Source organism: Paraburkholderia sp. GAS41 (assembly GCF_050436545.1).
Taxonomy (GTDB): domain Bacteria; phylum Pseudomonadota; class Gammaproteobacteria; order Burkholderiales; family Burkholderiaceae; genus Paraburkholderia.
Genome location: NZ_JBNDMK010000004.1, coordinates 153,496 through 172,154, shown reverse-complemented (window position 1 = coordinate 172,154; position 18,659 = coordinate 153,496). Strand labels below are relative to the sequence as shown.

Sequence of the window (18,659 nt, the reverse complement as noted above, 5' to 3'; positions counted from 1 at the left end):
CGCGCGGACCGCGACGGACGCCGTTCGCACCGTGGCGGCGACGGCTGCAGGGCCCCCAACAAACCCAAAGCAGCCTCAAACCGCCCTCAAAGCAGCCCCAAAACCGACAAAAACAGGCGCGAAACATCGAATCCCGGCTAAGCGTGCGAATAGTTTGCTAAAATATTCGGCTCTTTAGACCCAAACCGTGCTGCCGGTGGCCTGCAAGCCCGCGGCGCAGGCGCCGAATTGATGGGACGCGCGATGCCAAGCGACATCGAAAGCGGCACGAAGAAGATAACTGATTCGCTCGAATAATTTTAGGACGATTGAAGCCATGGCTAACGTTGTTGAAAACCTCGGCAAGCTCGAACGCCGCGTCACGATTTCCCTGCCGAAGGACGCAGTGCAGAAGGAAGTGGACTCGCGTATCCGCCAACTCGCGAAGAACGTGCGCATGCCGGGTTTCCGCCCGGGCAAGGTGCCGCTCAAGATGGTCACGCAACAGTATTCGGGCCAGGTGGAAGCCGAAGTGCTGAGCGACAAGGTCGGCAAGGAATTCTTCGACATCAGCCGCACTGAAAACCTGCGCGTCGCCGGCCAGCCGAGCTTCGCACCCAAGGTCGATGCGGCAGAAAACGACTACGCTTTCGACGCCACCTTCGAGGTGTATCCGGAAGTCAAGCTGGGCGACGTCGCCACGGCTGAAATCGAACGCACCACGACCACCATCAGCGAGGCGGAAATTGACCGCACGCTGGACATCCTGCGCAAGCAACGCGTGCATTTCCACGCACGCGGCGAATCGGGCGAGCACGGCGACGGCGGTGCGGACACCGCAGCGAAAGACGGCGACCGCGTCACGGTCGACTTCGTCGGCAAGATCGAAGGTGAAGTGTTCCAGGGCGGCACCGCGGACGATTTCGCGTTCGTGCTCGGCGAAGGCCGCATGTTGCCGGAATTCGAAAAGGCAGCGCTCGGCCTGAAGGTCGGCGAAGCCAAGGAATTCGATCTGGCATTCCCGGCCGACTATCACGGCAAGGACGTCGCGGGCAAGACGGCGCAGTTCACGATCACGATGAAGAAGATCGAGTGGCCGCACCTGCCGGAAATCGACGGTGAGTTCGCCAGGTCGCTCGGTATCGAAGACGGTGATCTGGTCAAGATGCGCGCCGAAATCAAGGACAACCTCGAGCGCGAAGCGAAGCGTCGCACGCAATCCATCGTCAAGAACCAGGTGATGGACGCGTTGCTGAAGATCTCGGAACTGGACGTGCCGAACGCCCTCGTAGGTCAGGACCAGGAGCGCCTCGTCGAAATGGCGCGTCAGGACCTGACGCAGCGTGGCGTGCCGAACGCCGCGGACGCGCCGATCCCGGCAGAAATGTTCAAGGAACAGGCTGAGCGCCGCGTAAAGCTGGGCCTCGTGCTTGCCGAACTGGTCAAGGCAAACAACCTGCAGGCGAAGCCGGAGCAGATTCGTGCCGAAGTGGACGAATTCGCGAAAAGCTACGAAGACCCGAAGGAGGTCGTCCGCTGGTATTATTCCAACCAGCAGCGCCTTGCAGAAATGGAAGCCTACGTCGTCGAGGCTAACGTCGTCGATTTCGTGCTCAGCAAGGCCAAGGTCACGGACAAGGAAGTGAGCTTCGAAGAGTTGGCAAGCGCAACGGCGCAATCGTAAGCGTCGCTGTAGCGGCGTGCCGGCTGTCGGAGCGACGGCCCGCACGCCGTTTTTTTCTTAAGCGTCGCGTTGGTTGCATTGCGTCGGGTTTTACGCACTTGAATATTACGTCGTCGTACTCACCTGTCCGGTACCGAATAAATATCCCCAGACAAGGATCCATTGCATGACCTTTCGCGCCCAAATGCTGGACACGTTGACCTCCCAGTCGTCACGGGATCTCGAAGCGCAGGCGCTCGGACTGGTGCCGATCGTCGTGGAAACGAGCGGCCGTGGCGAGCGCTCGTATGACATCTACTCGCGTCTGCTGAAAGAGCGCGTGGTGTTTCTGGTTGGTGAAGTGAACGACCAGACGGCCAATCTCGTCGTGGCACAGTTGTTGTTCCTTGAAAGCGAGAATCCGGACAAGGACATCAGCTTCTACATCAACAGCCCGGGCGGGTCGGTTTCGGCCGGGATGGCGATCTACGATACGATGCAATTCATCAAGCCGGACGTGTCGACGCTGTGCATGGGTCTTGCAGCCAGCATGGGCGCGTTCCTGCTGGCGGCCGGCGCAAAAGGCAAGCGTTTCACGCTGCCGAATGCACGTGTGATGATTCACCAGCCGCTGGGTGGCGCACGGGGTCAGGCGTCGGACATTGAGATCCAGGCACGTGAAATCCTGTATTTGAAGGAGCGGCTGAATCAACTGCTCGCGCATCATACGGGCCAGCCTGTCGAGCGTATCGCACGCGACACCGACCGCGACAATTTCATGTCCGGCGATGATGCTCAGGCGTACGGTCTGGTCGACCAGGTGCTGCACAAGCGTCCATGATCCGGTGCGTTCTCGCCCTATTTGAAGGGCGGGAACGACCGCGTTTTTGGTGTGAAATAATCAGATTCGTCCAAACGCCTGCGGCAAGCGCCGTCACTGCCTTTGCTCATTCGCCCCAACTGCGAGGCAGGGGCAAACGGCGTATCATGTAATCGAGTGTCCGGAGGCTCGCACATCTATGGCGGACAAGAAAGGTTCAAACAGCGAAAAGCTGTTGTATTGCTCGTTCTGCGGCAAGAGCCAGCATGAAGTCAAAAAGCTGATTGCAGGCCCATCGGTCTTCATCTGCGATGAATGTATCGACCTGTGCAACGAAATCATTCGTGATGAAGCCGCGGGCGCGGGTATTGAAGCGGGCTTGTCCAAGTCCGATCTGCCGAGTCCGCAGGAAATTCGCGAGATTCTCGATCAGTACGTCATCGGGCAGGAACGCGCGAAGAAGATTCTTGCGGTCGCTGTTTACAACCACTACAAGCGCCTCAAGCACCTCGACAAGAAGGATGAAATCGAGCTGTCGAAGAGCAACATCCTGCTGATCGGCCCGACCGGTTCAGGTAAGACGCTGCTCGCACAAACGCTCGCACGACTCCTGAACGTCCCGTTTGTCATTGCCGATGCAACGACGCTGACGGAAGCCGGCTATGTCGGTGAAGACGTCGAGAACATCATCCAGAAGCTGCTGCAAAACTGCAATTACGAAGTCGACAAGGCCCAGCGCGGGATTGTCTACATCGACGAAATCGACAAGATCAGCCGCAAGTCGGACAACCCGTCCATCACGCGTGACGTGTCGGGCGAGGGTGTTCAGCAGGCCCTGTTGAAGCTGGTCGAGGGCACGATGGCGTCGGTGCCGCCGCAAGGTGGTCGTAAGCATCCGAATCAGGATTTCATCCAGGTCGACACCACCAATATTCTGTTTATTTGCGGTGGCGCGTTCGATGGCCTCGAAAAGGTCATCGTCGATCGTACGGAAAAGACGGGCATTGGTTTCGGCGCGAGCGTCAAGAGCAAGCAGGACCGTGACGCCGGCGAAGTGCTGCGTGAAGTGGAGCCGGAAGATCTGATCAAGTTCGGTCTGATTCCTGAACTGATCGGTCGCCTGCCGGTGGTCGCCACGCTCGGCAAGCTCGACGAAGCGGCACTTATGAAGATTCTCGTCGAACCGAAGAATGCGCTGGTGAAGCAATATCACAAGCTGTTCAATATGGAGCGCGTGGAGCTCGAGATTCGTCCGGGGGCGTTGCAGGCGGTTGCGCGTAAGGCAATCCGTCGCAAGACGGGCGCGCGCGGTCTGCGCTCGATCCTGGAACAGGCGTTGCTTGATGTCATGTACGAGTTGCCGGCGATGAAAGGCGTCAGCAAAGTCATCATCGACGACAACGTCATCGACGGCGACGGGAAACCGTTGCTGATCTACGAAGACGCGCCGAAGGTTGCTGGCTCGAACTGATCGGCTTAAAGGTTTTGCGAAAAAAGCCGTTCATGGCAGCGTGAACGGCTTTTTTGTTTATCTTGGGTTAGGATGGTTGTGTTTCCTTTGGAGTCACTGAACTTTTCCCACACGCGGAGGCCTTGTAATCGTTTTTGCAGGCCTCACCTATCGAACGAACTGATACCACTCATGGGGAAATGAAATGTCAGGAACCCAACTCCTCCCGCCGGAACGCACTACGCTCCCGCTGCTCCCGCTGCGTGATGTAGTCGTTTTCCCGCACATGGTGATTCCGCTCTTCGTAGGCCGCCCGAAGTCGATCAAGGCTCTCGAAGCAGCGATGGAAGGCGGCAAGCACATCATGCTCGTCGCCCAGAAGACGGCTGCGAAAGATGAGCCGACCGAAAAGGACATGTACGAAGTAGGGTGTATTGCCAACATCCTGCAAATGCTGAAGCTGCCGGACGGTACCGTGAAGGTGCTCGTCGAAGGCTTGCAGCGCGCGAAGACGCTCTCGATCGAAGAGCAGGAAACGCAGTTTTCGTGCGAAGTCATGCCGCTCGAGCCGGACCACGCCGACAGCGCTGAAACTGAAGCGCTGCGTCGCGCGATCGTGTCGCAGTTCGACCAATACGTGAAGCTGAACAAGAAGATCCCTCCGGAGATTCTGACCTCGCTTGCGGGCATCGACGAAGCCGGCCGTCTGGCCGACACGATTGCAGCGCATCTGCCGCTCAAGCTCGACCAGAAGCAACACATCCTCGAGATGTTCCCGGTCATCGAGCGCCTCGAGCATCTGCTCGCGCAACTCGAAGCTGAGATCGACATCCTGCAGGTTGAAAAGCGCATCCGTGGGCGTGTGAAACGCCAGATGGAGAAGAGCCAGCGCGAGTACTACCTGAACGAACAGGTCAAGGCTATCCAGAAGGAATTGGGCGAAGGCGAAGAAGGTGCGGATCTCGAAGAACTCGAGAAGCGCATCACGGCCGCGCGCATGCCGAAGGAAGCCAAGAAGAAGGCTGATGCCGAGCTGAAGAAGCTCAAGCTGATGTCGCCGATGTCGGCCGAAGCCACCGTCGTGCGCAACTATATCGACACGCTGATCGGCCTGCCGTGGCGCAAGAAGAGCAAGGTCAACAACGACCTCTCGAATGCAGAACGCGTACTCGACGAAGACCACTTCGGTCTCGAGAAAGTCAAAGAACGTATTCTCGAATATCTTGCTGTCCAGCAACGTGTGGACAAGGTGAAAGCGCCGATCCTGTGCCTCGTTGGGCCTCCGGGTGTCGGTAAGACGTCGCTCGGTCAATCGATTGCACGCGCAACGAATCGCAAGTTCGTCCGCATGGCACTCGGTGGCGTGCGCGACGAGGCCGAAATTCGCGGCCATCGCCGGACCTACATCGGTTCGATGCCCGGCAAGATCCTGCAAAGCCTGACCAAGGTCGGCGTGCGCAATCCGCTCTTCCTGCTCGACGAAGTCGACAAGATGGGTCAGGATTTCCGCGGCGATCCGTCGTCGGCGTTGCTGGAAGTGCTCGATCCGGAACAGAACCATACGTTCGCGGATCACTACGTCGAAGTCGACTTCGATCTGTCGGACGTGATGTTCGTGGCGACGTCGAACTCGCTGAACATTCCGCCGCCGTTGCTCGACCGGATGGAAGTGATCCGTCTGTCGGGTTACACCGAAGACGAGAAGGTCAGCATTGCGCAACGCTATCTGTTGCCGAAGCAGAAGAAGAACAACGGCCTGAAGGAAGGCGAGGTCGATGTCACGGAAACTGCAATCCGCGACATCATTCGTTACTACACGCGTGAAGCGGGTGTTCGTTCGCTCGAGCGTGAAATTTCGAAGATCTGCCGCAAGGTCGTGAAGATGCTTCTGCTGAAGAAGGCAGAGGGCGCCGTGAAGGTCGACGGTAGCAATCTCGACACATTCCTTGGCGTACGCAAGTACGACTTCGGTCTGGCAGCGAAGGACAACCAGGTTGGCCAGGTCACGGGTCTCGCGTGGACGGAAGTGGGCGGCGATCTGCTGACCATTGAAGCCGCCGTGATGCCGGGCAAGGGCAACGTGATCCGCACGGGTTCGCTCGGCGACGTGATGAAGGAATCCGTCGAAGCGGCACGTTCGGTGGTCCGTTCGCGCTCGCGCCGTCTCGGTATTAAGGACGAAGCGTTCGAGAAGCAGGACATCCACATCCACGTGCCCGAAGGCGCGACGCCGAAGGACGGTCCTTCGGCCGGTATCGCGATGACGACCGCGCTGGTGTCGGTGCTGACCGGTATTCCGGTGCGTGCCAATGTGGCGATGACTGGCGAAATCACGTTGCGTGGTGAAGTGCTGCCAATCGGCGGTCTGAAAGAGAAGCTGCTCGCAGCGCATCGCGGCGGCATCAAGCTGGTGCTGATCCCGGAAGAAAACGTCAAGGATCTGACGGAGATTCCGGACAACGTGAAGAACGCAATTGAAATCGTGCCGGTCCGCTGGATCGACAAGGTGCTCGAACTTGCGCTCGAACGTGTGCCGCAAGCGTTAGTGGAAGAAGAGCCAAAGCCTGCCACGCCCGTCGCGGCAGAGCCCGGTAAAGAGGCCGCAACGGATGTGGTGAAGCACTAAGTCATTTGATGCCGTAGCTAGTCTTCGGATCAATAAAAACCCGCGGCATGGTCCGCGGGTTTTTTATTATCTGAGGTGAATTCACGGATGCATTCCCCATGCTTCCGAAGGGCGTTTCCCACTCTATGGGTCAATGCCTTCGCTCTAAACTGCAGAATCGTCCTCATATTCAGCAGCCGCAAGATTTGGTTATCAAATGATGCGAAAAAGTCCCCTCTAATCCGGCGCAACCCCGCTTGACACAAGGGTTTCGGCCAATTCTAATTGACTGGCTCGGCGTCCTTGCCGTGCCGCATGGATACTTGGCGCTAAAAAGCGCCTTTACGATTGCCCAAAAATATTCTCGGGGGTTGGAATGAATAAGACGGAATTGATCGATCACGTTGCACAACAAGCCGACATTTCGAAAGCGGCGGCAGGACGTGCATTGGATGCCGTGATCGATGGCGTTAAGGGTACGTTGAAGAAGGGCGGTTCGGTGACACTGGTGGGCTTTGGTACGTTCGCGGTCGGCAAGCGCACGGCGCGCACGGGCCGCAACCCACGCACGGGCGCAGCGATCAAGATCAAGGCTGCAAAAGTGCCGAAATTTAGGCCTGGCAAAGCGCTAAAAGATGCGCTAAACTAATCGACTTGCTGCTTGAGGGTGATGCGGTTTAGAAGATTGAGAAATCTGAAAAGCGCGGCACCGTATAAGCAGCAGGCAGAATCGCGGAGCGGGTGCTTAGCTCAGTTGGTAGAGCGGCGCCCTTACAAGGCGATCCCGTCTAAGGTTTCCGCCTGGCGTTCCAAAGATTCTGCTGCAAAATCAAGGGTTTACGGCTTTCAATGCTGTAAGCCCTTTTTTCATTTCTAGCCTTTCTGTGCTCGCGGCGTCCCATCATTCGTCCCACGTCTAAGCCGCTGAAGCGCATTCTAACGCCTCTTTGACGACTGGGGAAATAGAGCCCCATCGCTGGCCGCGCTCGATCTTCGAGATTGTCGCAGTACATACGCCGTGCTCGCGCGCCAGCTTCGACCGTAAGCCCCATTCGGATCCGCGTTCAGATAGTGTCGAGCGGATCGCGGCGACGCTGGCCGCGCTAAGTGATGCGTTGGCATTACCTTCGCCGCGCCGCGCCGCCTTGACCGATTCTGTGCGGCGTATGCCTGTGTTTGCTTTTCCTGCTGTCGGCGAGCGGTTCAAAAGCTTCTCCGGACATTCGTCGAGAAAGAACGATAGCCAGGTCTGTTCCGTCGCTTCCAGCTTGTCCAGTTCATAGACGCGCGCCAGCAAAACGAATTGGTGAGCGTCGATACCGTGAGTATCGAACGAGGCTTGAAGGTTTACGTTTTCGTGACAGCCGCGCCGGCCTTTGCTGCGGTGATCGCTGAACCTGCGGCCTACTCGTTTGGACGCGCCAAGGTAGAAACGACCGTCCGGAGCGACGATACGATAGACAGCCGCGACGGTTCGCAGGGGATTCGGTTTGTTATGGGGCGACTTGTGTTTTGACATGCGCGAGGCTCCAACTAAGGCTTGGGAGTCTCGCGAGTTCTGGCGAGGGTAGTGCTAGGCTGTTTCGCTGGCCGGTCTGCCGGTCAACTGCGCGAGGATCGCGACTTGGGTAGCGCCAGCGGGTCGGCCCGTGACGTGAAAGGCGAGTATAGAGTAAACCCTATGGTGTACGCAACTAGTCAGCGCTTCGACATTAGCTCTTTACGAAGCCTTTCCATGCCAGCAGTTTCGACGCCTGACGCACGGCCGCGCGTTTGCGAACCGGTGATCAAACGATAGTTGGCGAGGCGCACGGCCGGCGACATGGTCTCAAGAAAATTTTTGATAGCAAGCTTCGCCAACTGTTCGCGGCTAGGCGTCGCGTAGTTGTTGATATCGTCGGAGCGGATCATTTCGTTTTCCTCTTGAATTTCTCTTTAAGGTGTTTGAACAGGGCTTTACTCGCGGCCCACGTCCTGAACATCGCCCACGCCAGCATTAGGGTATGCAGTGCATCGGCAATGAAAGTACTAGGCAGTTGCGGTCCTGTGCCTTGATCGTTGTTCACGCGGTCACCCGTCCGATAGCGCACTCTACGTCTTCGATCGCGCGCTCAATCACGTCAGGCGGTAGATTCGATGCACGAAGGTGAGCGGCCGCCCAATCGCAGTAACCGTCTATGATTTCTTCGCATCCAGGAAACTCGCGAGCCCGCGCTGTGTCCAGGGTTGCTTCAATCGACTTATCGATAGTCGCGTCGCTGATCAGGTCGCGCGAATGCAGGTACATCAGGCCAGCGAGCATAATCCGTATTAGTTTGTGCGGCCCCATTTTGACCCCTACACACATTCTCGAAAGGGCGTTTGAAATCGGCACCCCGAACGGACCTGCAACGAATGCGAGCATATGTGGGTTTTTAACGATGCCGTCCCTTGTGAAATGTGCGGAAAACTGACGAACTCCGCGACCGTCTTTCATGACGTGATAAAAGGCTTCGACGTTCTCAAGTGATATAGTCGAATCGGCGCACGAAGTGAGAACGTAGAGAACGGCGTCTCGACGATTCATCTTGCCTACCAATTGAGTTTTGCACATGATAAGGATTCCAGATTTAATGTTGAAGATTGAAGGCGGCCCGTGCTGGCGCCGCGATACAGGCGTTACTTTCCGGTAAGCATCTTCGCCGTGAGCGCGGCGACACGTTCCGCGAGTTCTGCTTTCGGCAACGTAGAATCTTCAGCCAGAAGACTTATTGCCGCTTCAAAGTCGGCAACGCTGGCGAACTCGACCGCGCCGTCTTCGCGCGACCGGCAATTGATTTTTTGCGTGTCCATGTTTAGTTATCCTGTTGAAATTGGAAAGTGCGCGGCCCGTGCTGGCGCCGCGAGTACTCGATTACTGTTGACCCTTCAGGCGCGGCTTCGTCTTGAACAGCGCTGCGGCTTCGGCGAGTGTCGCGCCAGTATTGACGGTTACGGGTTTGGCTTCTGGCTCGACGGGCTTCGTCGCTTCGGCTACTGCCTGCGTTGCTTCGTTGGCTTCGGGGATGGTCGACATGATCAGGTTTCCTAAAGTGATGGTTTGGTGAGAGGGTTGCGGCTTCGTGATGACAGCCGCGTATTCAGGTAGTTGTTAGCCTTTAAGTGCGCGCATGAAATCGCCGACCGGATCGGTTGACGTGGTCCGGTCGAGACCGAATCGAAGGCGGATCGCTTCGAGCTCATCGCCGTTCGCTATCGCCCGTTGCAGTGACTGTTTACGCGCGTTCGCTTGCTCGATTTGCAAACGCGTTGCAGCGTCGACTGTCGGAACGTGCAAAGAAGATACGCTTTGAGCGTGTGCCAGAATGGCCTTACGGCCCGCATCAGTTGCCGCAGCGTCGAGCGCGCCAGAAGTAGCGCCACTGTGCGGAACCTGACCGCTGTTCGTTTCCATCGTGTCGTCTTCCTCACCCGCCGCGACGCTTTCGGCAGTAGGCACGACTTCGGCTTGTGCCGCCTGCGCTGCTGCGGTCTTTTCGGCCTCGTTCTCGCGAGCGAGACCATTACACTGCGCCAAAACTTGCTGTACTGCGGCGCAGGCGGCACGCCAACATTCCTCGACCTTGCCTTGCAGTTCCGGCGGAATATCGACACCGGCCGCATCCTGTGCCAGCAAATTGGCGCGAACATCGCGAACATACGAAAGGCCATTACATACCTTGTATGCAGTTATGGCGAAGTCGAGCGTTTTGGCGGCCATTGCAGGCGACATTTTGCCCGTGAATTTCTCACCCTTGACGGTCGAAGACTTCGCGGCGCGTTGCGTGGATCCCGCGTTAGAGCCGCGATCACCATCGGGCTTCACCGCAGGAATACCGTTGACGGTAGGTTGCACGCGCACACCTACGCGCTTGTCGGCTACAGCGAAACCCTTGTTCGCGCGGGTAGGGTGACGATTGGATGCGGACATTTGTTTGCACTCCTGAGTGATTTGCATACAGTATAAATCACAATTTGCTATTTAGGGGAAAACCCTACTACTTATTTTTCGGATTTTTTAGCCTCGGCCAGAACGTCGCGGACTTCTTCAGCTACGCCCTGAACGATACTGAACACGGTCAACATAGGCGCGGCCATGCGCACGGCGGATCCGCTAGTTGTGTTTCGAAACCCCATTTCGCGCATGATCCCGAAGAGAATTTTTGCTGAAGGGAAGTCGTCGAGCTTGAGCAGTTCGGCGGCCGCCTTCAGGTCTTCATATCCGTATGTCAATTCGGATTGGCCGGCGTTGCGTGTGACACCATAAGTCAGGCAAGCCGCGATCAACATGCTTACTTCCTCTTTTCCGAACATGATTAGGCTTCCTCTTTTTCCGCCTGGCATGCCGCGACAAAATCATCGCGGGTCTTCGCGCACATTGCCTCAAAGTCAGCCATGGTGATAACGAACCGGCCTTCACGGTAGGTAAAGCGCATATTCAGCATTGCCATACGCAGCGCAGCGCGATCCGCAACCGTGGTTTTCGCAGTCTTCCTGATCGTTTCGATAAGGTCGTCCACGTCTACGCTTAAATCGCCGTTAGGGTGCAACGTTTTGTTGACGATAAAGAACGCGTGTTGGATTTCTTTGTGGTTCGACATGGGTCGAGCCCCCTTAAGTTGGTGAGGATACGGCCTAAGTATAAACCCTTAAATCGCAAAAAGCTATTCTTAGGCCGGAATATTTTTAGCGCCGCGACTTCGCTTCCTTGGCGGCCCGATACGAGGCGTCTGCCTGCGTGATATTGGCGGCCATGTTGACGTCAAAGAGGCGTATCGCATCTTCTAGCGAGTAGTACTCTTCTAGCTCGCGCAAATTGGCTTTACCGCTGTTGATCAGGCTGGCGATGATCGGATCGATACCAGGCGCAACGCGGGCTTCAACGTCGCCGCGCAGGTATCCGGGAACCTTGAGCGGCTTCCAGTCGCGCATAAAGCCCGTGTTGACTTCCGACCATGCGAGCAAGACCGCTTCCAGCACGGCGTGCGCAGGGACGAAGCCGGTACGCTCCTTTATGTGCTCGTTAACCTTGGCGCGTGTGTCGAGCCTAAGCCATTCATCTTCGCCAGTCTGGATTTCCAGCAACCGGCAAACTTCCATAGCGTCAGGCGGGCCGGCCCGGTTGATTTCCTCGAATGCGCTTACAGCACCGGTTTGAGTGGTGCGGAAGCGCAAACCTAGGACTTCGAAGGTTTTCAGTTTGCGCGCCATGGTTAGATTTTATCCCCCGTTCTCATATCGTTAAGAACCTGCTGAAAGGTCTTGCCGAGCACGTCTTCCACTCTGCGTTCGAATTCTTTTTCGTCAAAGCCCTTGAAGCCGTTGAGGTTGACCGCAATGTTCGGCGAGCCGATCGCGATCGTTTGCCCCTGTGTGAGTGACGTTTGGCCGCCTTCACGCGAGCGGGCCAACACTTCAGCGCCGTTCGCTTCAAGGTTGCGTTCGTTTAGCGCTGCGGTCTTCAATCGCTGCGCGGCGGCCTGTTTCTGAACGATATTCATACCGCCAGCATTCGCGGCCTGATACGCGTTCATAAACTCAACTTTCGCGTCCGACATGGCACGCTGATAGCCAATGTTTACGTCGCCTTTGTTGTACGTGCCGCGCAAAAGCATTTCGGGCGTAATGCCTTGCCCGTGCATGCCGGCCGCGATCGCACCGGCAACGTCACGAAGGCGCGTTTGCGCAAAACTTGCCGTCTTACCCATTGTCGAGTTGTTCGCATTCGCGACGGGGTGATATTGACCCGTACCCATCGAACCACGGTAGAAGCCGTTAACCTTTGCGACATAGGCGGGGTCTGAGTTGCCGTTGTAATTGTTGAGGCCGCCAGTGATATCGCCGTGCGCCCGGTCGATTGATTCGCGAAGCACGCGAGCGCCTACCTCGATATTCGCGGCCGGGTCCATAATGTCTCGCCCGTTACCGTATGCTTTCCAGTTGCCATGATTGATCTGCATCAAACCCTTTGCGCCTGTCGGGCTCGTCTTGCCGTTTTCACCGGTTGATTCGGTCATCAGGACGGACCACATAAGCGCGGGATCAAGGTTGTATTTCTTCGCGCTCGCTTCGATAAGCGAGGCATACGGGCTCGACTTCCAATCACCGGATCCGCCACTACCCGGAGTAAAGGTTGTTCCGCCCCCTTGCGCGACGCGGCCGGATGCAGAGCCGCCCATACCACCGGCCGCGCCTGACTCGCCGGCTAGGGTAGCGTCCACGGTCTTTTCGTCGAGCGTGGTAGTGAAGGCATTCACTGACGATTGGAACAGTGCAGCGGCGCGCGCAAATTCCGTCGAAGCGTCAAACGTCGTCTGTTGAGCTTCCTTATCTTTCTTCGCATCTTCGACGAGTTTTTCGCGTTGCTCTGCGACGCCAGCGATCGCCGCTTGCGTATCTTTCAGTACGCTATTGTTGGGGTCAACCGGACCACCATCCGCAAGCATGGCACTGTCACCCATCTTTTTCATCCACGCGAGCCAACCACCATTCGCGGACGGGCTAAGAGCTTTACCTGTCGCCTTTCCCATCTCAACCATCGTCGCGGCGAAGCCGACAGAGAACTCTTTGATGGCGCTTTTACCCTCGTTGAACGTCGTGTTCAAATCCTTAAGATTCTGGTTGTACTGCTGAATGTTGGCGATCTGATCATCGCTCATGTTGATCTTGCCGGCGTCCGCACCCTTGCTGCGCATTTCGTCAACCATGCGCGGGTCAAGGCCGCCATACGTCATACCGAGTGCTTCGGCTTGCCCCTTGTCCATACCCTGAAAGCGCTGCCCGATCAAGCCTAGATTGTCTTGAACGGATGAGCCCACGTTGCCGCCCATCATTGCGAGCTTGCGCGCTTCGGCGCCTGTCGGGTCAATGCGCGCGGCAGAAACCAGGTTCGCCATACTGCTTAGACTGTTGTCGACCGTTGCTCGATCAACATTCCCACTTGCGGTGAGACTGCGCCGAAGACCTTCCAGGTTGGTAAGGCTTACACCTGTTCCGTAGGCAATCTTAAGATTGGCGTTGTATTCGCCTACCTGATCGGATGCAAACTTGATTGCGAGCCCTACAGCCGTGATTGCCGCGCCAACAGGACCGGCCGCGCTTGCCAGTTTCCCCAGTGAACCGATAGAGCCGCCAATCTCGGACGTCAAGCCCTTGAAGTGTTGCGTAAACTCCTTCAGGTTCTTTGAAGACTTTTCGTGTGTCTTATCAACGCCGTCCATCTTCTCGCGGAGCTTGTTGAGCCGATCTATCGAGTCTTTTAGCTCCACGGTGTACTGAAGTACGAACTTGTCGAGATCATCGGCCATTACTTGGACTCCTCAATATTTTTAGCCATCAATTCGAGCATCGGGCCATACATGCGAACGACTTCGCCCAGGAAGCCGGCGCCCATCTGTTCGCCGATCGCGGCATACTTCGGCCCCAATGCATCGTCTACCACCTTCGACGTGATGCTATTGAACGCAAGGCACGATTCAACCAGCTTATCCACGTCAAGCCATGACTTCAGCGCGGCGTTAATCGCTCCTTCACCGGCAAGCGGTCGACCATCGATCGATACATAAGCGAGCACGCGAACGATGATCCGGCGGCGCTTGACGTCATCGTTGGTCTCATGCACTTCGAGCCATTGGTGTTTGATTTCGAACCCGTCAAGCGCGTTGAACTCGCCTAGCGTCGCTTCGCGGCCATCGGCCAGTTTTACAATGTTCGCGGCTTCCATCACTCGCTTTCCTGTGTGAAATGTTGATCGATGTTTTTCGATACCATGGCGACCACTTCGGCCGCGTGCATGGCGCCCCTGAATATGTACTGGCGACTTCCTCCGGTAAACTCCCATGGGGTAGCGCCGGCCGCGATCATCGCGCGCGACAGAACGTTCTTCGGGATCCTGTTGAATCCCTGAGACTGTGCAACCGTGCGAACGTCGCGGCCATGTACGTTAATCTCAAGGGTATCGCGCTTACGGCGCATTCGCGTTGCCGCGATGATCGCGGGTAGGGCGCGGTAAAGCTTCACGGTTAGAAGCTTTCCATCTTCGCCGCACCATTCGGTGATTCGTGAGCGAACCATTGCTTAGTTCCGGGTTAGTCGAAATTAGGCCGGCAAGAGCCGACGCGCGCACGTTCAATGCGACCCTGTTCGAATTGCGTAAACTTCAGCGAACGGAGCGCCGCGAGTGCCTTGTCTGAGCGTGCCTTCTGGAACGTCGATTGCTCGCCAGCGTCGAGCCTGCATTTCGTATTGAGCATCAACAGCGATTCGGTACAGGCGTGTGCGATACGATCCCGAACGCGGGTTTGCTCTTTCAGAATGTTCTTAGCGCCTACAGCCGCAATCACGTCTTCGACCATGCCGGCGAATTGGGTTGTTAGTTCGAAGCCCGCCATAAGCGCTTCTACGGCGTCAGGGTGACCGCTCAATTCGTCAACCGTACATGCGGCTTCACGCGTCGAGAAACCGAGCACGCGTAACGCGCAATAGGTCGACAGCGAAGCGCGCGATACGATCGCGTGAATGGTCAAGGGATCGTCGAGCAATTCGGCGGCCGTATAGGTATTCGAGTCATCTTTGATTCGGATAGTGTTTAGCATAACTAAGTATCCTTGTGATGTGAGCCGGGTTGGTGTTTACCATTATAGACATGGCGTTTCTAAATTGCTATAGCAATTTGCGATTCTTTTTGATACACTGGGGATAACTAAACGTTAGGAATGCCAATCATGCCAATCGGTCAGCGAACCCTTCAGGTCAAGTTCACAATGCCGAATGGTTCGATTGTGACGCTTGACGACACGTTGGATCTGCACGTACATATCAAACGAAACGCGTACGTGACTCAGACGGTGGCGGACATTACCGTTACGAACCTGTCGCAAACGCTGCGTCAAACGTTACTGTCACGGATCAATGCGTACACAAACAATCGCGTACAAATCGGCACGGCCAACGGCGCGCAGATAGAAAGCGCATGGATTCCCGTTGAAATCGTCGCGGGGTACGCACAACCGTCTAACACGACCGTAGGTGCGAGCTACCAGACGGCGACCAACGCGGCACCTATCTTCACTGGACAAGCATTCCTGTCGCGGCCGATAGGGGATTTTCCAAACATGGGTGTGAACATTCTGGCCGCGACAAATCAGGTCGACAAGACTCGCGTTCCAACCGCATGGCCTGGGGGTCAACAGACATTCGCCTATATGGTGCAGTGGGTAGCGAGTCAGATTGGTTGCAACTACATTTGCAACACGTCGGTTAATGACGTGCTCGTTACGAATCCTTTTTCGGGTGCGATCTATGTCGGTCAACTGGTTAAAGAGCTTGCTGCGTTAGTGCCGGCGATCGGGCCGCGTGTCGAAGTCTTCATTGATATGGACGGCACGCTAGTCGCGCGTGACCTTGGCGCCACCATCGCAAATCAGGCCGCTATCACCGTGGATGAGTTTATCGGCCAGGTGGGCGCGACAGAGCAGGGGATTCGTTTCAAGACGCTTCTTGACCCGCGCATTCGCCTGATTTCTAACGTTCAGGTCCAGTCGACACAAAGCCCATGGTTTAACAGCATTGGATGGGTTCCGTTCAGTCTTGAGTATGACCTGACGTCGCGCGACGAGGCTTTCTATCTAACGGTTGACGCCGTGCCGCCTGCGAATGCTGTTCTCGCGTTCTAATCCATCTTTAAATAGGATAACCAACCATGTTGAACACAATCGCAAACATCGTATGCGCCGGTTTCTGTGCCTATGACCTTATGGTTTTCGGTCACTGGTTCTTTAAGAAGAGGAGTGCGGGCCGCGCGGCTTAATGCGGTTGATATCCTAGTGGTTTTGATACCATGATAAAAATAGGTTTCCACTACTAGGGTCAAATTGCTTGATTACCGGGGGTAAACCCTATATAGTCAATCCGTCGAAATCGTTCGAAGCCATTCGAAACATTTCGACCCTCAGAAAGGCCGGGGCTCTATCCGGTGCGCCAGGTGGCGCAACTGCGATAGGCAATTGCAGCGGCCAAAAAATTGGCCCACTAAGCGCTGTCAACGCCGTGGGCCAAAGATATCTGAGGTGTTCAGTATGTCAGATTCCCCATCCGTAAACAAGCGGCTTTTTCGCAATCGGACAAGCCTGCAAAACACCCTTTCCCAGTACTACTCGGACGCGATTGCGTGCGTCGACCTTATTCACGGCGATTTCAGCGGCGAAGTCGTAATTAAATTCGTGGGCGCCTATATCATTGCGCGCGCCTCGATCGCGGCCGGCAAGATCCCCAACGTCGAAGGTACGGGCGTTCGCTATATGGTGAGAACGGCCCTTAAGATCGGGGGTCACCATGGCTAAGAAAATCGCGCCCCCGACAGAAGCCGAAGTGAACTCGGAAGAGTTTCAGCTTGAAATGCAGGGCTTCAGCGCGGCCGCGCTTGAAAAAGCCGATGCTATCCGGGCTTCGAGTGTCGAGACGTTCAAAGAAAAGGCGCTGATCGCTGCAAATGCGGCTCAGATTCCCGATATCGTAGAGCGCGCGAAAGAACTCGAAGACGTCATTCAGTTTTCAGACGTGCGAAAGGTCCGCATGGGAGATCAATACGTTGCCGTGCCTGAGCCGACGGATACGAATAAACGCGTGGTGCTCGACTATCTGTTCAAGGGTGCCGAAGCCAAGCCGCACTTCGATAAATTTCGCGGCCGCATCGTTGATCATGCCGGCGTGATCGTAGATGACTTTTACAGCGGTACGGCCTTCCTGAACGCCTATAACGCCGTGGGTCTTCGCAAGCTTAAGCTTAAGGAAGTGATCGAGGCCGTGCGCGCCTATGCGCTCGACCATCGCCAGAACGACCTTTCCGAGCGCATAGACGGAATTGTTTCTAATATTGAATGGGATGGTAAAGAGCGACTGTCGACAGCGTTGATTGAAATGTTCGGGTCTCACGACACGGAGCAGAATCGCATTTTCGGCCTGTACTTCTGGACGTCGCTCTATTGCCGCATGATGTTTCCGGGTGAGCTCGCGCCGATCGTCCTGGTACTCTGCGGCGCGATGGATTGCGGCAAATCTTATTTTGGCAAATTGCTTGCGCGCATGTTGACCGGCGACGATCAAGCCGACTCGATTCAGTTCAATCTCGACAGCAACCGGATCGACTTCCTTCGCGATATCACCGGCCAGTCGGTAGTGTGTAACCTTGGCGAGCTAGCTGGCGCCAACCGTGCCGAGCTAAACCGCACAAAAGATTTCATTACGCGCACACACGATTCGTTCAGCTTTAAATTTGAAGGCTCGCTGTTGACTCCGCGCCAGTGGATCTGTATCGGCGATATCAACAAATACGAAGCGGTCTATCGTGATCCTAGCGGCAATCGCCGACTGTTCGTTATGCACTGCGGACAAGGCGACGATATCGAAGGCCAACCGCAGCAGATCCAAGGTTTCAAGGCTAACTTCGACGAACTGAAAAACGGTGGCCTGTGGCAACTCATGGCAGAAGCGCGGCACTGGCTCGAAAACAATGGCGGCCTTGACGGCTATCGCGACATGGTTCGTAGCGCTTCGAAAATGGTGTTTGAGCACAGCCAGAACGAAGTGCAAAACGATCGCGGGACGATTCGTGACGACAGCGTTGCACCGCATATCATCGCGGCTTTGAGTAATGCACCGTGTCGTGAAATCAAGGCGCGCGACGGATCCGGTAAGACGTTCGTTTTTTACGATCGCTCCGACCTGATCACGGCCATTCAGGCGGCCGCAACGCCGCTCGATCCGACGAAAGAACGGCGATTTTTGATGGACCTTGCCAAAGCGTGCGGTATGAAAGGTGGCGGGATTCCGGCTAAACGGGAGTCCGGACGCGTACCGGGCTTCGCTTTCTATGACCATCAGACCAAAGCGGCGTTGCTCACGGCTATCGGTGCGGACGGGGAAGCGGACGAGGCTAGGGTAATCTCCGGAACTGTAAGGAAGGTGGAAGGATTCTAAGACCGGTTTTGCAGAGTAACACCCACGCGGCGCATCCCTAAAGGTGCGCCGTTTTCGCTTCTGGATCACCGATCGGCGCGTAGTGCGGCTTAGTGCACTAACGAGGTAGCACTAAGGGTATCGGCCGCAAATGCCCGCCAGTAAAGGC

The 18,659-nt window shown here is 56.2% G+C and carries 21 protein-coding genes; 8 read left to right on the top strand and 13 right to left on the bottom strand.

The window, feature by feature from the left end; genetic code table 11:
• Window positions 1–316: 316 nt before the first annotated feature.
• The 5 genes from tig to P3T43_RS08825 all read left to right on the top strand — a co-directional run bounded on the left by tig (window position 317) and on the right by P3T43_RS08825 (window position 7,166).
• Window positions 317–1,663: a trigger factor gene (gene tig, locus P3T43_RS08845; RefSeq protein WP_429280662.1), complete on the top strand. Its 1,347-nt coding sequence runs from the start codon at window positions 317–319 to the stop codon at window positions 1,661–1,663.
• Window positions 1,664–1,829: 166 nt separating this feature from the next.
• A complete protein-coding gene (gene clpP / locus P3T43_RS08840) occupies window positions 1,830–2,483 on the top strand; it encodes an ATP-dependent Clp endopeptidase proteolytic subunit ClpP (RefSeq protein ID WP_429272381.1) in 654 nt (217 codons plus the stop codon).
• A gap of 178 nt (window positions 2,484–2,661) precedes the next feature.
• Window positions 2,662–3,933, top strand: a complete 1,272-nt coding sequence (clpX, locus tag P3T43_RS08835) for an ATP-dependent Clp protease ATP-binding subunit ClpX (protein WP_074298724.1) — start codon at window positions 2,662–2,664, stop codon at window positions 3,931–3,933.
• A 184-nt stretch (window positions 3,934–4,117) separates the two neighbouring features.
• A complete protein-coding gene (lon, locus tag P3T43_RS08830) occupies window positions 4,118–6,538 on the top strand; it encodes an endopeptidase La (protein ID WP_429280661.1) in 2,421 nt (806 codons plus the stop codon).
• A 337-nt stretch (window positions 6,539–6,875) separates the two neighbouring features.
• Complete coding sequence (locus P3T43_RS08825; RefSeq protein WP_429280778.1) at window positions 6,876–7,166, top strand: HU family DNA-binding protein; 291 nt, start codon at window positions 6,876–6,878, stop codon at window positions 7,164–7,166.
• 267 nt (window positions 7,167–7,433) lie between these two features.
• On the opposite strand, the gene P3T43_RS08820 is transcribed toward P3T43_RS08825, so the two are convergent.
• The 13 genes from P3T43_RS08820 to P3T43_RS08760 all read right to left on the bottom strand — a co-directional run bounded on the left by P3T43_RS08820 (window position 7,434) and on the right by P3T43_RS08760 (window position 15,129).
• Window positions 7,434–8,036 carry a hypothetical protein gene (locus P3T43_RS08820; protein ID WP_429280660.1) on the bottom strand — a complete coding sequence of 201 codons (603 nt, stop codon included), beginning with the start codon at window positions 8,034–8,036 and terminating at the stop codon, window positions 7,434–7,436.
• 179 nt (window positions 8,037–8,215) lie between these two features.
• Window positions 8,216–8,428, bottom strand: coding sequence for a hypothetical protein (locus tag P3T43_RS08815; protein ID WP_429280659.1), 213 nt, complete (start codon window positions 8,426–8,428; stop codon window positions 8,216–8,218).
• A gap of 151 nt (window positions 8,429–8,579) precedes the next feature.
• Entirely contained in the window at window positions 8,580–9,110 is a 531-nt protein-coding gene (locus P3T43_RS08810; RefSeq protein ID WP_429280658.1) for a hypothetical protein, read from the bottom strand.
• Window positions 9,111–9,175: 65 nt separating this feature from the next.
• The gene (locus P3T43_RS08805) at window positions 9,176–9,349 is read right to left on the bottom strand and encodes a hypothetical protein (RefSeq protein WP_429280657.1); all 174 of its coding nucleotides are present in this window, start codon (window positions 9,347–9,349) and stop codon (window positions 9,176–9,178) included.
• Window positions 9,350–9,410: 61 nt separating this feature from the next.
• The gene (locus P3T43_RS08800) at window positions 9,411–9,572 is read right to left on the bottom strand and encodes a hypothetical protein (RefSeq protein WP_429280656.1); all 162 of its coding nucleotides are present in this window, start codon (window positions 9,570–9,572) and stop codon (window positions 9,411–9,413) included.
• Window positions 9,573–9,647: 75 nt separating this feature from the next.
• Entirely contained in the window at window positions 9,648–10,256 is a 609-nt protein-coding gene (locus P3T43_RS08795; RefSeq protein ID WP_429280655.1) for a hypothetical protein, read from the bottom strand.
• A gap of 281 nt (window positions 10,257–10,537) precedes the next feature.
• On the bottom strand, window positions 10,538–10,849 hold the full coding sequence (locus tag P3T43_RS08790) for a hypothetical protein (protein WP_429280654.1): 312 nt from the start codon (window positions 10,847–10,849) through the stop codon (window positions 10,538–10,540).
• Between the two features lie 2 nt (window positions 10,850–10,851).
• Complete coding sequence (locus tag P3T43_RS08785) at window positions 10,852–11,136, bottom strand: hypothetical protein (RefSeq protein ID WP_429280653.1); 285 nt, start codon at window positions 11,134–11,136, stop codon at window positions 10,852–10,854.
• Between the two features lie 85 nt (window positions 11,137–11,221).
• Entirely contained in the window at window positions 11,222–11,746 is a 525-nt protein-coding gene (locus P3T43_RS08780) for a hypothetical protein (protein ID WP_429280652.1), read from the bottom strand.
• A 2-nt stretch (window positions 11,747–11,748) separates the two neighbouring features.
• Window positions 11,749–13,842 (bottom strand): lytic transglycosylase domain-containing protein, encoded by a 2,094-nt coding sequence (locus P3T43_RS08775; RefSeq protein WP_429280651.1) that lies wholly within the window; start codon window positions 13,840–13,842, stop codon window positions 11,749–11,751.
• Window positions 13,842–14,258 (bottom strand): hypothetical protein, encoded by a 417-nt coding sequence (locus tag P3T43_RS08770; RefSeq protein WP_429280650.1) that lies wholly within the window; start codon window positions 14,256–14,258, stop codon window positions 13,842–13,844. The genes P3T43_RS08775 and P3T43_RS08770 overlap by 1 nt, the downstream gene beginning before the upstream one ends.
• Window positions 14,258–14,608, bottom strand: coding sequence for a hypothetical protein (locus tag P3T43_RS08765; protein WP_429280649.1), 351 nt, complete (start codon window positions 14,606–14,608; stop codon window positions 14,258–14,260). Before P3T43_RS08765 ends, P3T43_RS08770 begins: the two co-directional genes overlap by 1 nt.
• Before the next feature lie 14 nt (window positions 14,609–14,622).
• The gene (locus P3T43_RS08760; protein ID WP_429280648.1) at window positions 14,623–15,129 is read right to left on the bottom strand and encodes a hypothetical protein; all 507 of its coding nucleotides are present in this window, start codon (window positions 15,127–15,129) and stop codon (window positions 14,623–14,625) included.
• 129 nt (window positions 15,130–15,258) lie between these two features.
• On the opposite strand from P3T43_RS08760, the gene P3T43_RS08755 reads away from it, so the two are divergent.
• The 3 genes from P3T43_RS08755 to P3T43_RS08745 all read left to right on the top strand — a co-directional run bounded on the left by P3T43_RS08755 (window position 15,259) and on the right by P3T43_RS08745 (window position 18,511).
• Window positions 15,259–16,209 (top strand): baseplate hub protein, encoded by a 951-nt coding sequence (locus tag P3T43_RS08755; protein WP_429280647.1) that lies wholly within the window; start codon window positions 15,259–15,261, stop codon window positions 16,207–16,209.
• 402 nt (window positions 16,210–16,611) lie between these two features.
• The gene (locus P3T43_RS08750; RefSeq protein ID WP_429280646.1) at window positions 16,612–16,875 is read left to right on the top strand and encodes a hypothetical protein; all 264 of its coding nucleotides are present in this window, start codon (window positions 16,612–16,614) and stop codon (window positions 16,873–16,875) included.
• The gene (locus P3T43_RS08745) at window positions 16,868–18,511 is read left to right on the top strand and encodes a VapE domain-containing protein (RefSeq protein ID WP_429280645.1); all 1,644 of its coding nucleotides are present in this window, start codon (window positions 16,868–16,870) and stop codon (window positions 18,509–18,511) included. Before P3T43_RS08750 ends, P3T43_RS08745 begins: the two co-directional genes overlap by 8 nt.
• The last annotated feature ends 148 nt before the right edge of the window (window positions 18,512–18,659 follow it).

What these genes read in the sequence shown, in the direction of transcription:
- clpX (WP_074298724.1), top strand. Translation starts at nt 2,662, where the DNA reads ATGGCGGACAAGAAAGGTTCAAACAGCGAAAAGCTGTTGTATTGCTCG.
- P3T43_RS08800 (WP_429280656.1), bottom strand. Translation starts at nt 9,572, where the DNA reads ATGTCGACCATCCCCGAAGCCAACGAAGCAACGCAGGCAGTAGCCGAA.
- tig (WP_429280662.1), top strand. Translation starts at nt 317, where the DNA reads ATGGCTAACGTTGTTGAAAACCTCGGCAAGCTCGAACGCCGCGTCACG.
- P3T43_RS08750 (WP_429280646.1), top strand. Translation starts at nt 16,612, where the DNA reads ATGTCAGATTCCCCATCCGTAAACAAGCGGCTTTTTCGCAATCGGACA.
- P3T43_RS08810 (WP_429280658.1), bottom strand. Translation starts at nt 9,110, where the DNA reads ATGTGCAAAACTCAATTGGTAGGCAAGATGAATCGTCGAGACGCCGTT.
- P3T43_RS08795 (WP_429280655.1), bottom strand. Translation starts at nt 10,256, where the DNA reads ATGGCCGCCAAAACGCTCGACTTCGCCATAACTGCATACAAGGTATGT.
- P3T43_RS08790 (WP_429280654.1), bottom strand. Translation starts at nt 10,849, where the DNA reads ATGTTCGGAAAAGAGGAAGTAAGCATGTTGATCGCGGCTTGCCTGACT.
- P3T43_RS08755 (WP_429280647.1), top strand. Translation starts at nt 15,259, where the DNA reads ATGCCAATCGGTCAGCGAACCCTTCAGGTCAAGTTCACAATGCCGAAT.
- clpP (WP_429272381.1), top strand. Translation starts at nt 1,830, where the DNA reads ATGACCTTTCGCGCCCAAATGCTGGACACGTTGACCTCCCAGTCGTCA.
- P3T43_RS08805 (WP_429280657.1), bottom strand. Translation starts at nt 9,349, where the DNA reads ATGGACACGCAAAAAATCAATTGCCGGTCGCGCGAAGACGGCGCGGTC.
- lon (WP_429280661.1), top strand. Translation starts at nt 4,118, where the DNA reads ATGTCAGGAACCCAACTCCTCCCGCCGGAACGCACTACGCTCCCGCTG.
- P3T43_RS08765 (WP_429280649.1), bottom strand. Translation starts at nt 14,608, where the DNA reads ATGGTTCGCTCACGAATCACCGAATGGTGCGGCGAAGATGGAAAGCTT.
- P3T43_RS08815 (WP_429280659.1), bottom strand. Translation starts at nt 8,428, where the DNA reads ATGATCCGCTCCGACGATATCAACAACTACGCGACGCCTAGCCGCGAA.
- P3T43_RS08745 (WP_429280645.1), top strand. Translation starts at nt 16,868, where the DNA reads ATGGCTAAGAAAATCGCGCCCCCGACAGAAGCCGAAGTGAACTCGGAA.
- P3T43_RS08770 (WP_429280650.1), bottom strand. Translation starts at nt 14,258, where the DNA reads ATGGAAGCCGCGAACATTGTAAAACTGGCCGATGGCCGCGAAGCGACG.
- P3T43_RS08780 (WP_429280652.1), bottom strand. Translation starts at nt 11,746, where the DNA reads ATGGCGCGCAAACTGAAAACCTTCGAAGTCCTAGGTTTGCGCTTCCGC.
- P3T43_RS08775 (WP_429280651.1), bottom strand. Translation starts at nt 13,842, where the DNA reads ATGGCCGATGATCTCGACAAGTTCGTACTTCAGTACACCGTGGAGCTA.
- P3T43_RS08820 (WP_429280660.1), bottom strand. Translation starts at nt 8,036, where the DNA reads ATGTCAAAACACAAGTCGCCCCATAACAAACCGAATCCCCTGCGAACC.
- P3T43_RS08760 (WP_429280648.1), bottom strand. Translation starts at nt 15,129, where the DNA reads ATGCTAAACACTATCCGAATCAAAGATGACTCGAATACCTATACGGCC.
- P3T43_RS08785 (WP_429280653.1), bottom strand. Translation starts at nt 11,136, where the DNA reads ATGTCGAACCACAAAGAAATCCAACACGCGTTCTTTATCGTCAACAAA.